Here is a 13,300-nt window from a genome sequence, read left to right on the forward strand (position 1 = left end):
GTGCATGTTCGGGTTGCCGCATGTACTGCCGGCGAAATCGACCACACGCGTTCCGTTCAGATGCGCAGCAGCTGCGGAGTCTTGAGAGGATGCACAGGCGGCCAGGCCGGCCGTGATCAGTAAAGCAGGAACAATCGATTTCATATACCGCCTCAAAGTCATAAACGCCGGTCAAATAAGCCATCACCCACGCGGCGGCGCCGCGGGCGCTCGCTCCGTCTGGTTCCACCACCCGCCACCCACGGCCTGAAACAGCGCCGCCGTATCCGCGAAACGTGCGGCCCGCGCCTGGATGGCGGCCATGCGCGTCGCTTCGCTCGCCTGTTGCGCAACCCACACCGACAAACTCGACGCCTCCCCGGATTGCAGTTGCACGCGAGCAATCGCGAGACTGCGCGATGCGGCATCAGCGGCGGCAAGCGCGGCCTGCAACGTGCGGGCATCGGCCTGCACGCTTTGCAGCACGTCCGCCACGTTCTGAAACGCGTTGATGACCGTGGACCGATACTGCGCAGAGGCCTCGACGAAGGCCGCCTGGGCTGCGCGCTGGCGGTGCAGCAGCGCCCCGCCCTGAAAGAGCGGCTGAGCAACCTTGCCGATCACGTTGAAGAACTGGTTGTACGGTGTGAACGCATTGGCCACGGCGTTGGGCGAGGTGCCGAGCGCAGCCGTCAGCGAAATTTGCGGCAGGCGGTTCGCAATCGCCACGCCCACCTGCGCGCTCGCCGCATGCAGCGCCGCAGCCGCCGCGAGAATATCGGGCCGCTGTTCGACGAGCTTCGACGGCACGCTGACCGGAAGATCCTCCGGCAAATGCAGTGAGGACAACTCGAAACCGGCGGCAACGTCCTCGTTCGGATACCCGCCAACGAGCGCGACCAGCGCGTCGCGCTGCAACGCGAACTGCTTCTGGAGCGGCGGCAAAGCAGCCTGGGCCTGCGCCAACGCCGTCTCCTGCTGCAGCACGTCGGCCTGCGATGCTTCTCCTGCCGCATGCTGGCGTTGAACGATATCGACGAGCGAAGTGTCTGCGGCGATCACCGCCTGCTGCGCGCCGATCTGATCGCGCAGCGCGGCCTGATTGATCGCGCCGAGCACGATGTTCGTGCTCAACGTCACACGCGCCGCTTCGAGTTCGAAGCGCTGGTTGTCGGCCTGCGCCGCCGCGGACTCGATCATGCGGCGGTTCAAGCCGAACGCGTCCAGCGAATAGGACACCGTAAGTTCGCCCGTATAGAGCGAATAGACGCGCTGATTGTTTGCTGCAACCGGCGCGAGGCTTGCCGTGGAAGTCTCGTTGCGACTGCCCGATGCATCGAGGCCGATGGCGGGAAAGAGCGAGCCGCGTTGCGCGAGCACGTTTTCCTGCGCAGCGGTCAGCGCGGCCTGCGCCGCGGCCACGGTCGGGCTCGCCTTCAGGCCGCGCTCAACCAATGCATCGAGCGTGTGAGACTGAAAAAGCGTCCACCACTCGCCAGATACGTCGCCGCCGCTCACGAAGCGTTGCGGCGCGGCGCCGTCGGTCATGGGCGGCAATGGCGACGGTGCGTAACCCGCGTTGCCCGGTGCGTCGGGCTGCCGGAAGTCGGGCCCCACCGCGCAGGCGGCCAACACGAGCGGCAGCAGCAGGCTGATACGTTTCAATGCGTACACGGTTGTCCCCTGATCACTCTGCGAATTGCGGCTCGTTCGTCTCTTGCGGCGCACTCGTGCGCGCCGTCTTTCCGAGTCGGTCGAACCACGGGTAGACAGACGGCAACACGAGCAGCGTGAGCAGCGTCGCGGAAACCAGGCCGCCGATCACGACGGTGGCAAGCGGGCGTTGCACTTCCGCGCCGGAACTCGTCGAAAAGGCCATCGGCAGGAAGCCGAGGCTCGCCACGGTGGCGGTCATCAGGACCGGCCGCAGCCGTGTCAATGCGGCCTGCTTCGCGGCGGCTACCGCGCTGAGTCCCTCCGAACGTTTTTCGACGATGTAGCTCACCAGCACCACACCGTTGAGCACGGCAATGCCGAACAGCGCGATGAAGCCGACCGCCGCGGAAATGCTGAACGGCAGGCCGCGCAGCCACAGCGCAAAGATTCCGCCGATAGCCGCGAACGGCACGTTGAAGAAGATCAGTGCGGCGAGACTCGCGCTGTTGAACATCAGGTAAAGCAGCACGTAGATGGCGGCCAGCGCGACGGGCACCACGACATAGAGGCGCGCCATCGCTTCCTGCAGATTCTTGAAGCTGCCGCCCCACGACACGGTGTAGCCGGGTGGCAGCTTCAACTGCGTGTCCACCGCGTGCTGCGCAGCGGTCACGAAACCGGCGAGATCGCGGCCCCGCACGTTGGCCTGCACCATGATCACGCGCTGCCCGTCCTCGCGTTCGATGGTGGACGGACCGGGCTCCATGCGGATGTCGGCCACTTCGGAAAGCGGCACGGCGTGGCCAGCGCCGTCGCTCACGCGCAGGTCGCCGATACGCGCTACGTCGTCGCGATCCTGAGACTGCAGGCGCACGCGCACGTCGAACCGCCCTTCTCCGTCCACGATCTGGCCAACGGTTCGCCCACCCAGCGACTGCACGAGATCCAGTACCTGCGACGCATTCAGGCCGTAGCGCGCCACCGCCTCGCGATTCACGACGATGCGCAGATAAGGCTGGCCGATGGTCTGCTGCGCTTCTACATCGGCGGCGCCCGGCACGCGCGACACGATGGCCGCGATGCGCTCGGCCGTGTCGTGCAGCGTGTCGAGGTCGTTGCCGTGAACCATGATGGCCACGTCGGCCTGCACGCCTGCAAGCAGGTCGTCCATGCGCATCTGGATAGGCTGGTCCCAGCTCAAGGTGAGCCCCGGCACGGCGCGATCGAGCGCGTCGGAGTAGGCCGCCACCAGGCCGTCCTGGCTCTGCGCGGTCTTCCAGGCGGACTTGGGCTTGAGCATGATGAAGGTGTCGCTTTGCTCCACGCCCATCGGGTCTGTGGGAATTTCCGAACTGCCGCCCAGCGTGACCGCGGACTGCACTTCGGGAAAGCGCATCAGCGTGCGCTCCACCATCGTCTGCGCCTGTACGGCCGAGGGCACCGAGATGCCGGGCAGCTTGGTGGTCGTCACCGTCAACGCGCCTTCTTCCAGGTGCGGCAGGAATTCCGCACCCAGGCGCGTGCCCGCGGCGCACGCGGCAGCCAGCAGCGCCAGCGCAACACCGATGGTGAGCACGGGATGGCGCGTGGCGGTTGCCAGCATCGGCTCGTAGCGTTGTCTCGCCCAGCCCACAATGCGGCTCTCGTGTTCGGCGATCCTGCCGCGCAACAGGAAGCTGGCGAGTACGGGCATCAACGTGAGCGTGAGCACGAGCGATGCAATCAGCGCGAAGATCACAGTCATGGCCATGGGGCGGAACATCTTGCCTTCGATGCCCTGAAGACTCAGCACGGGCAGATACACGGCGGTAATGATGAGGACCGCGAACGTCACGGGCCTCGCCACTTCACCGGCCGCCTCGCGCACCACGGGCAGCATCGGGCCGTCCGGCGCAAGCGAACGGCGTCTGACGACGTTCTCGATGGTGACCACCGCGCCGTCCACCAGCAGTCCGAAGTCGATGGCCCCGAGGCTCATGAGGTTGCCCGACATGCCGGCGCAGTACATCGCAATGGCCGCAGCCAGCATCGACAACGGAATCGCCGACGCCACCACCAACCCCGCGCGCACGTTGCCCAGCAGCAGAAGCAGCACGGCGATCACGAGCACGGCGCCTTCCACCATGTTGTGCGCTACCGTGTCGAGCACGCGGTTCATCAGATCCGCGCGGTTGTAGTACGGCGTGATTTCCACGCCTTGCGGCAAGGTCTTGTTGATCGCGGCGATGGCCTGCTGCACGCGTTGCGCGACGACGCGCGTGTTCTGCCCAAGCCCCATGAGCACGACGCCGACCACGGCCTCGCCCTTGCCGTCATGCGTGACCGCGCCGAGGCGCGGCATGGGAGCTTCGGTGACGTGCGCCACGTCGCGCACGTAAAGCGGCGTGCCGCCCTGCCCCGTACGCAGCACGATGTTGCCGATGTCCGCCGTGTCGCGCAGCAACCCCTCGCCGCGAATGATGGACTCGCCGCCGTTGTGTTCGATCGTCGCGCCTCCGGTCGCACCGTTGTTCATCTGCACGGCGTTGAAGACGTCGCTGATCGAGAGGCCATAGCGGGTGAGCGCATCGTCCAGCACCTGTACCTCGTAGGTCTTGAGTTCGCCTCCGTTCACGTTGACGTCGACCACGCCCTCCACTTCGCGAAGCTTCGGCGCGATCTGCCAGTCGAGCAGCGTGCGCAGCGTCATGAGCGACTGGCCTCGACCATGGACGCGAAACTGGTAGATCTCGCTCAGGCCATCCGACAACGGGCCCATTTGAGGCGTATTCGTGCCGGGTGGAAGCTGCAGCGTCTGCAGGCGCTCGGCCACCAGATTGCGGTCGAGATGAATGTCGGTGCCATCGGCAAAACGCACGTAGACGACCGAGAGGCCGTAGCGCGAAATGGACCGCAGGCCCTGCATGCCCGGCAACCCTTGAAGCGCCAGTTCCACCGGCGACGTGATGGAACGCTCCACGTCCACGGGTGCGAGGCCCGCGGCCTGGGTGGTCACCAGCACCTGAATGGGCGAGATGTCCGGTTCGGCATCGAACGGCAGCCGCTGCATGCTGACGATGCCGAGGCCGACCATCGCGGCCACCAGAATCAGTACGACGGCGCGGTTGCGAAGCGCCGCATTCACGATCTTGGTCATCATGGTTTTCGCCCCGCCCTAGCCTTCGTCCGGAATGGCGCCTTGCAGCAACGCCGCCTTCAACCAATAGCTGCCGTCCGCGACAACAGGCGTTCCGCTCGCCACGCCGCTCACGATTTCCGTCATGCCATTCGATGTTTCGCCCGCCCGCACGGCACGCCACGCGAAACGCCCCTTGCCCGCGGGCACGAACACGGCGGTCTGGCCATTCACGTCCTGAAGCGCGGCCTCCGGCACGAGCACGGCAGCGTGATCAAGCGGCGCGGCAATCGCCACCGTGCCGAACATGTTGGCTCGCAGGGCACCGTCCGCATTCGGTAATTCGCATCGCACGGCGACCGTGCCGGTGGCGGCATCGGCCTGGCTCGCGACATCGGCCACGTGGCCGCTGAACGTGCGCCCCGCGTACGCGTCGAAGCGAACCGTTGCCGTCTCGCCTGGCCGCACACTCGCGGCCTCGCGTTCCGGTACGTTCGCCACCACCCATACCGTGGACGGGTCGGCCAGCGTAACAACGGGTGCCGAGGTCTCCACCATGTCGCCCACTGCGACGCCCACGCTCGTCACGACGCCATCGAACGGCGCAATCAGGGCTCCCAGGGAATCGCGCGGGCTCATTTGCGCGAGGGCGCCGCTTCGCGGGCCTCGCATCGTGCCTGCGCCGATGGGCATCAGCCGCTGTCTCATGGCCATCCACTTCTGCAGGTCCGCCTCGCGCGAGCGCAGCATGGCTTCGGCACTGACCGCTGCGGCGCGCCGGCGCTCCAGTTCGCTTTGTGCGAGACCGCCCGCCGCCACCAGTGCGGGTGCTCGCGCGAGGGCCGCTTGCGCCGTGGTGGCCGCCGCTTTCGCGTCCGCCACGGCGGCCTGCGCGCTGGCGATCTGGCCGCGCACGTCGCTCAGATCGAACTCGTCCAGCGCCGCGAGTTGCTGGCCCGCGTGAACGCGGTCGCCTACGGCGACGTCGAGGGCTTCGATCCGTCCTTTGGACGCTGCGCTGACTTGCGCGACGCGTGTCGTGTCGAAGCTGACCACGCCGGTCGCCGTGACGGTGTGCACGCCTGGGCGAAGCTCGGCCGTTGCGAGGTGCAGGTTCATGTTGTTGAGCGCGTCGGCGGAAACCTGCACCGTGTCAGGCACAGCAGGTGCCTCATTCGCCGGTGACGGTGTGGCCGGCGGCTGGGTCGCCGCTGCGGCGGTGGGCGCGTGCCCATGCAAGGCCACCACGCCGATGAGGGCCACGATGGCGGCTGCACCGGCCGATAAGGCAATACGCCTGCGTTTCGAATTTTTCACGGATGCTCTCGATAGATGGATGAGGCGTACGCGCGATGCAACGCGTTTTGCCTCGGTCATTACCGGAGCCATTCTGGTCAGGCGCGACTGATTATCAGGTGACTGCAGGATGTCATCTTTGACATCCGCGAAGGCGCGCGTCGGCTTCGTGGTGCCGACGCGGCGTTAGACGACGAGGGGGAAGTAGAGCGTGAAGGTGGTGCGACCGGCCGTGCTCATCACGTCCACTCTGCCGCGATGCGATTCCATGATCGACTTCACGATGGCAAGCCCGAGCCCCATGTTTTTCGCGGACTGTTCGCGTGCGGGATTGACGCGATAGAAGCGGTCGAAGACCTTGTCGAGATGGCCGGGCGGAATGGTTGCGCCGTGATTCGTCACCTCCACGGCCACGTACGCGTTCGCGCGATACGCGCGAATGGCGATCTCCGATTCCGCGTCGGCGTGATCGAGCGCGTTGGAGAGCAGATTGCTCATGGCGCGGCGAAACATGGTCGGGTCGGCCGGAATGGGGAGCGTGCCGTCCATGACGAGGCGCACGCGCTTGTCTTCGGCCACGGCGTCGAAGTAGGACGCGAGTCTCGAAAACTCGCCCTGGCAGTCCAACACCCCTATTTTCAAGGGCTCTTTTGCGTGATCGGCTCGCGCAATGAAGAGCATCGTCTCGATCATGCGCTGCAGCCGCTCGCATTCCTCGATATTGGAATCGATCAACGCCTGGTACTCGGCTACCGACCGCTCGCGCGACAACGTGATCTGCGACGAGCCGATCATGTTGGCAAGCGGCGTACGCATGTCGTGCGCGAGGTCGGACGAAAACTGCGAAAGCCGCGCGAACGCGCGTTGCAGGCGATCGAGCATGCGGTTCACCGGAATTGCGATGTCGTGCAGTTCGACGGGACCTGCGGCCATGTCGAGCCGCTCGCCCAGGCTGTGCGCTTCGATGCGTGAAATACGCTGCCCGATGGACTTCACGGGCGCAAGCCCGCGTCGCGTGATGGCGTAGCCGAGCAGCCCCATCAACAGGGAACCGGCCAGCATGGTGAGCAACGCGTCCTGCTGATAGTCGCGCATCACCGCGTCACGCACGACGGCCTGATGCGCCAGCACCACGCGCACCGGCTCGCCCGAAGGCAGCAACTGGTCCGCGAAAATACAGCGCGACGGGCCGAGCGTTGCCGGATTGCAGGTATACGGCGCCCACGGCTCGCCACCCTCTTGTGCCGCTGCCGTGATACGCCGGCCCGAGCGCGCGGAGTCGGTCAGCGTGTGCCCTTGCGCGTCGAATATCGCGAAGAAGACGAGCGGATGCGCGACCAGGGCTTCGCGAAACAGGTCGCCGTTTTGCGAGATTGCGCGTGGCGTACCCAGTTCCTGCGCGCGCTGCGTGAACTGCGCGAGTTGCACGGCAATTTCGGCGTCGTCGCGCCGTCTCAGTTCGAACGAAAGCGAGTGATAGAGAAGCCCGCCCGCGAGTGAGAGCACCAGAATCGCGACCAGCGAGAACATGCACGAAAGACGCCGCAGCATCGACCACGACGATTCCGTCGCCGTCACGACCGCGTCTCCATGACGTAGCCCATGCCGCGCACGGTGTGCAGCAGCTTCGTCTCGAACGGATGGTCGATCTTGCTGCGCAGCCGTTTGATGGCAACGTCCACCACGTTCGTATCGCTGTCGAAATTCATATCCCACACCTGCGATGTGACGAACATGCGTGTCAGCACCTCGCCCTGCCGCTCGGCAAAGAGCTTCACCAGCGCGAACTCCTGCGCGGTGAGTTCGATACGTGCGCTGCCGCGGCGCACGCGGCGCCTCAGCAGATCGATTTCCATATCGCCCACGAAAAGCACGGTATCGGCGGAGTGTGCGGGCCGTCGCAGCAACGCGCGAATCCGCGCGAGCAACTCGGCGTATGCGAACGGCTTGGTCAGATAGTCGTCCGCGCCGCTTTCGAGTCCGGCAACGGTGTCTTCCACCGTGTCGCGCGCCGTGAGCAGCAGCACGGGCGTCTGCTTGCGCGTGCGCAACTGCCGCAGCAGTTCGAGGCCGTTCAGTTCGGGCAGCATCACGTCCAGCACGATCAGGTTGTAGTCCTCTTCAAGGGCGAGAAAGAGCCCTTCCCGGCCGTCTGGCGCGCTGTCCACCTGAAAGCTCGCTTCCATCAGGCCTTTGCGCAGATACGAGGCCATCTTCGGTTCGTCTTCGACAATCAGGATTCTCATGACACAGGCAATTCACTTGAGAGTATTCAGCGGTCGACCGATGTGAGCACTTCATGTGAGCACTTCGGTGAGCATCTCACTGCGTTGCACCCACGCTGCGCAGTGCCGTCACCGCCGATTCGTTGCGCTGGCCGGCGGCCACCTCCAGCAGCGAGCGTCCGCGCGCGTCCACGTGGTTCGGGTTCGCGCCTCGCTTGACGAGCAGCGGCACGAGGTCGAGCCGGCCAAACAGCACCGCGAAGGCGAGCGGTGTCTCACCCGCGTGATTGGTCGCATCGATGGCGCACCGGGTGTCCATCAGCCGCTGCGCGATCTGCGACTCGCCTTTGAAGATGGCGCCCATCAGCGCGGTGTTGCCGTTGTGGTCGCCCATGCATGGGTCGGCACCCGCGTTCAGCAGATAGTCGAGCGCGGCGGGCTGACCGTCGTAGGCGGCCAGAATCACGGCCGTATAGCCGCTTCGATTGGTGGCGTCGAGCGGATACCCGGCTTCGACGAGCGCCCGCAGAATGTCGACGCGGCCCACACGGGCAGCCGCGAACCAGTCGTCGTCGAACCGGCGAAGGGCCGCGGGCTGAGCGGCTGCGTACGATGGCCGCTCCGGCAACCGTACGCAGCCCGCGAACGTCAGGGCGATGCCTGTCGCGACGAGCAAAACCGATACGCTCGCTACGGCATGCGCCCCGACGCGCCGCGCCACGCGCCTCAAGAAACCTGCGTGGCTGGATGGCTTCATCCGTCAAGCCTCGAAGCAAGCGACTGCACTCGCGAAAGGTCGGCATGCACCGCGTGCGCGAGGCGCGTGCCGTAATCGGCGTCGGCCTTGTAGAAGTACGAGAGCATCGTGTACTTGTTAGCGTCGTTGGTGACGCGGCCAAGGTCGCCGGCCAGCGCGGTCACGAGATCGCTCTTGTCGCGCGGAGACAACGTCCGGTAGTACTCGCCCGCCTGACGGAAGTCCAGGGTCTTGTGAATCGCCTCCTGCTGCGTGGTCCCGGACAACGGCGTGTTGACCATCTTGTCCTTCGGGTCCTGGGCAAGTTCGGCGATGCCGGATGGCTCATAGTTGATCTCGCCCTGGCGGTCGCCGTAATTCATCTTGCCGTCCTGGTTGTCGTTCGTGACAGCCACGCGCGGACGGTTGATGGGCAGATCGTTGTAGTTCGCGCCCAGGCGGTACATCTGCGTGTCGGCATAGGCAAAGAGCCGGCCTTGCAGCATGCGGTCTTCGGATGCCTCGATGCCCGGCACCATGCGCGACGGAGCGAAAGCCGACTGCTCGGTGCTCTGGAAGTAGTTGTCGGGCACGCGGTTCAGTGTGAGCGTGCCGATCTTGCGCTCCGGCACGCCGGTCCAGATCTTCGTGTCGTCGAGCGCATCGAAGTCGAACTTGCTCAGGTCCTGCGGATTGAGCACCTGGATGTAGAGATCCCACTTCGGATCGCTGCCCGCCTTCAGCGCGCCATAGAGGTCGTCCGTCATCAGGTTCCAGTCGCGGCCCACGGACGTGGCGATGTCTTGCGGGCGAATGCCTTGCACGCCTTGCTCGCTCTTCCAGTGGAATTTCACGTAGTGCACCTCGCCTTGTGCGTTGACGAACTTGAATGCGTGCACGCCGTAGCCGTCCATGTGCCGATACGAGTCGGGCATGCCTTCGTCGGTGTAAAGATGCGTCAGCATGCTGGTGGCTTCAGGCGTGTGGGCGAAGAAGTCGAACGCGAGGTTCGGGTCTTGCACGCCGGTCACCGCACTCGGCTTGTTGGCATGGACGAAATCCGGGAATTTGATGGCGTCGCGAATAAAGAAAATCGGCCAGTTGATACCAACGAGATCCCAGTTTCCCTGCATCGTATAGAACTTCACTGCAAATCCGCGTGGATCGCGCGCCTGTTCCGGCGACCCGCGATAACCCATCACCGTTGAAAATCGCACGAAAACGGGTGTCGTGGTACCGGGCGTAAATACCTGGGCTTTGGTCAAATCGGTAATATCGGCATTTGCGACAAATTCGCCGAATGCACCGGTGCCGCGGGCATGCACGACCCGTTCGGGAATGCGTTCGCGGTCGAAGCGCTGAAGTTTCTCGATCAAGTGCGAATCTTGTAGCAGGACTGGGCCAGCCGGCCCGGCCGTCTGGGAGTTCTGGTTGTCGCCAACGGGCGTGCCGTTGTCGTTTGTGAGGGACGCAGCATAGGCGATGTTGATCACAGCAGTCGATATCGAAATCGACAAAACTGTCCTGGCAAGTTTTTTTACAATGCGATCCATTACATTTTCCTTTGGCTGTGCGCCGCGAGATCGTGACGCCCCTCGTATTTAATGGATTCGTTCGCGAGGTTTCCAATCAAAAATCACGATCGCCGCGATAGGCACGGATTCGCATAACTTTATTTATGCCGGGTACCATTTATGACAAAGATGTCATTCGGACGTCATTGGATTATCAGTCGTGGTCGGTGCAATTATGTAATTGAGTGTGTTCTTTGCATGAAGCTATAAATCGAAATGGCGAAGGGTTGGGAAAGGCGAAAACGGCGCGGTGACGCTATCGCTTTGCTCGATGGAGCGGCATAAGCCTGGGGGGCATCCAACGGCGGGCCGTGTTGGCGCAGCGCCGCCAAATTCGCGTGACGCGAACTGCGTCGCCGGGGGCGCCACCGGAAACCACCTCAATAAAACAGCGGCGAAACCCTGAATTTTCCCGCCATTGTGCCGATAATCCGGCTGACACCACGCCGGCAATCCGCGCCTCACAGCCGTCCCTGCCGTCAACGCTTTAGACAAGATCGGCCCCTACAAGACGATTACCGTGTTTCCTAATTCTGTCAGGCGGGCGGCCGTTATCGCGGGCCGCCGTCCTTTCATCGTGGGCGCGCTCGGCACGCTGCTGGCGACGGGCGTTCTGGGCGTGAGCCTGCTCACGCTCATCGCCGCGCGCGACACAGCGATCGCTCACGCTCACGAGACATCCAGAAACGTGGCCGCCGTTTTATCGAGCAACATCTCGCGCACCATTGAATCCTCGGATCAATCGCTGCAAACGCTGATCGCGGCGCTCAACAAGCCGGCCATACAGCACATGAACGCCGACGTGCGGCACGAACTGCTGTTCAACCGCACGGCCGCTTCGCGTTACGTGACTGGCATGGGCGTGACCGACGCGCGTGGGCAACTGATAGACGGCTGCTGTTCGAGCACGCACCGCTGGGACTTCAGCGACCGCGATTACTTCTTCGTGCATCGTCAGTCGGCCAAGGTCGGCCTGTACATCTCCGCGGTGTATCGCGCACGCTCGCGCGGTGGCGTGGAAGCCATGGCATTGAGCCGACGCATCGACAACGCAGACGGCTCCTTCAAGGGCGTGGCGCTGGTCGCCATCGACGTGGCGTATTTCCGTCACCTGCTGGACGACCTCGACGTCGGCCCGCACGGCATCACCGCCATCGTCCGCACCAACGGCACCCTGGTGGCAAGGAATCCTTACTTGCCGCCGGCGCTCGCGCCGAACTTCAACAAGTCGCCTACTTTCCCGCGCATGGTGAACGAGGCATCGGGATTCTATGCGGCGCGTTCATCGACGGATGGCGTGCTCCGGCTTTACACGTTTCAGCGCGTGCCCGGTACGCCGCTGATCGCCGTCGTCGCACCCGCGCTCGACGACGTGCTCGCCTCATGGCAAACCCTTTCGTGGATCGTGGGCGTTTCCGCCTCGGCCATCAGCTTCGCTTTTTGCGCGGTGGTCTGGCTGCTGGCGTTTGCGCTACGCGACCGCGCACTCGCCGAATACCGCCTGACCGAACTCACGCAAACCGATTCGCTGACGGGCCTGAAAAACCGGCGCGCGCTGGACGAAGTGCTGGAAAACGAGTGGGAACGATTGCAGCGTAACGATAGCGCCCTCTCGGTGCTCTACGTGGATGCCGATCATTTCAAGCAATACAACGACAAGCACGGGCACGCCGAAGGCGACAAAGCGTTGAAGCATCTCGCCGCCTGCATCGCGCAACGCGTTCGCCGCCGTGGCGATTGCGCCGCTCGCTATGGCGGCGAGGAGTTCGTGGTCGTCTTGCCCGACACGAACGGGGCGAACGCCTTGCTCATCGCCGAAGGCATACGCGAGGAGCTGGAGAGATCGTGGCAGGCGCGGCACGAAGCCGGTACGCCTGGCCTTCATCCGTTCACGGTTAGCATCGGTTGCGCGACGGGACGACGCGCGCACCCGGGGTCCCTGGATGAACTGACGAAGGCCGCAGACTTCGCACTGTACGAAGCCAAGCGCGCCGGCCGGAATTGCGTCAGATCGGCGGGCAAGGACGCCCCGCGGGCCGACGCTCCGCAAGACAATTAGCCGCCGCGCCCTACCGGGACTCCAGCCACGCGGCCACTGCTTTGGCTTCGTCCGCATCCAGCGAGTGGGCAATGGCCGTCATGACCGGCGCGTTGGCGCGCGTGCCGTTGCTGAAGACTTCGATCTGCCGTTGCAGATATTCGCGGTGCTGGCCCGCGAGGCGCGGGAATGTGCCGTTGCCCTGCCCTTGCTCGCCGTGGCACGAGGCGCAGGCGGGCGTGCCTCGATCCGGCGCGCCATGTTCGAAGAGGTCTTGCCCCTTCGCGAGCAACGCCGCGTCGCCCGGCGTGCCGTGCACCGGCTCTTGATGCGAGTAATAGTCGGCCAGCGACGCGATCGTGGCATCGTCGAGTTGCGATGCAATGGCCCACATGTACGAGCGCGCATCGGTTTCGCCGCGTGCGTGGTCGCGAAAGCCCTTGAGCTGTGCCGTCAGATACTCGGGCGTCTGCGCGGAGAGTCGCGGAAAGATGGGGGATTCGCTGTGGCCGTGCACGCCGTGACACGCGGCGCACAACTGGCCGGCCAGACGCTCGCCTCGCTCGCTGTTTTCGGCATGCGCGAGTAACGGCAGACCGGCAAAGACCACCGCGACGGCAACGAGCCAGGCCGCGAGACGCGACGGTGCCTGCGGAATCGGGAGATAAAGAGTGCGCATGA

General features: G+C 64.5%; 9 protein-coding genes. 1 reads left to right on the forward strand and 8 read right to left on the reverse strand.

Features of this window, described 5'->3' with window-relative positions:
* Positions 1-183: 183 nt before the first annotated feature.
* From PXJ20_RS29240 to PXJ20_RS29270, 7 genes are all read right to left on the reverse strand, one after another.
* A complete protein-coding gene (locus tag PXJ20_RS29240) occupies positions 184-1,653 on the reverse strand; it encodes an efflux transporter outer membrane subunit (protein ID WP_421032333.1) in 1,470 nt (489 codons plus the stop codon).
* A gap of 13 nt (positions 1,654-1,666) precedes the next feature.
* A complete protein-coding gene (locus PXJ20_RS29245) occupies positions 1,667-4,774 on the reverse strand; it encodes an efflux RND transporter permease subunit (protein WP_421032332.1) in 3,108 nt (1,035 codons plus the stop codon).
* A 15-nt stretch (positions 4,775-4,789) separates the two neighbouring features.
* Positions 4,790-6,067, reverse strand: a complete 1,278-nt coding sequence (locus PXJ20_RS29250; RefSeq protein ID WP_421032331.1) for an efflux RND transporter periplasmic adaptor subunit — start codon at positions 6,065-6,067, stop codon at positions 4,790-4,792.
* A 165-nt stretch (positions 6,068-6,232) separates the two neighbouring features.
* On the reverse strand, positions 6,233-7,624 hold the full coding sequence (locus PXJ20_RS29255) for a heavy metal sensor histidine kinase (RefSeq protein WP_421032330.1): 1,392 nt from the start codon (positions 7,622-7,624) through the stop codon (positions 6,233-6,235).
* The gene (locus PXJ20_RS29260; RefSeq protein ID WP_017775845.1) at positions 7,621-8,292 is read right to left on the reverse strand and encodes a heavy metal response regulator transcription factor; all 672 of its coding nucleotides are present in this window, start codon (positions 8,290-8,292) and stop codon (positions 7,621-7,623) included. Before PXJ20_RS29260 ends, PXJ20_RS29255 begins: the two co-directional genes overlap by 4 nt.
* Before the next feature lie 76 nt (positions 8,293-8,368).
* A complete protein-coding gene (locus tag PXJ20_RS29265) occupies positions 8,369-8,947 on the reverse strand; it encodes an ankyrin repeat domain-containing protein (RefSeq protein WP_421032667.1) in 579 nt (192 codons plus the stop codon).
* A 77-nt stretch (positions 8,948-9,024) separates the two neighbouring features.
* Positions 9,025-10,560, reverse strand: coding sequence for a catalase (locus tag PXJ20_RS29270; RefSeq protein ID WP_421032329.1), 1,536 nt, complete (start codon positions 10,558-10,560; stop codon positions 9,025-9,027).
* 541 nt (positions 10,561-11,101) lie between these two features.
* Between PXJ20_RS29270 and PXJ20_RS29275 the strand changes: the two genes are divergently transcribed.
* Positions 11,102-12,640 carry a diguanylate cyclase gene (locus PXJ20_RS29275; protein WP_421032328.1) on the forward strand — a complete coding sequence of 513 codons (1,539 nt, stop codon included), beginning with the start codon at positions 11,102-11,104 and terminating at the stop codon, positions 12,638-12,640.
* 10 nt (positions 12,641-12,650) lie between these two features.
* Here the strand turns inward: PXJ20_RS29275 and PXJ20_RS29280 are convergent, their stop codons facing one another.
* A complete protein-coding gene (locus PXJ20_RS29280) occupies positions 12,651-13,298 on the reverse strand; it encodes a c-type cytochrome (protein WP_413214847.1) in 648 nt (215 codons plus the stop codon).
* Positions 13,299-13,300: the final 2 nt, after the last annotated feature.

It is taken from the genome of Paraburkholderia sp. A1RI_3L (assembly GCF_048957895.1).
GTDB classification, from domain to species: Bacteria; Pseudomonadota; Gammaproteobacteria; order Burkholderiales; family Burkholderiaceae; genus Paraburkholderia; species Paraburkholderia kururiensis.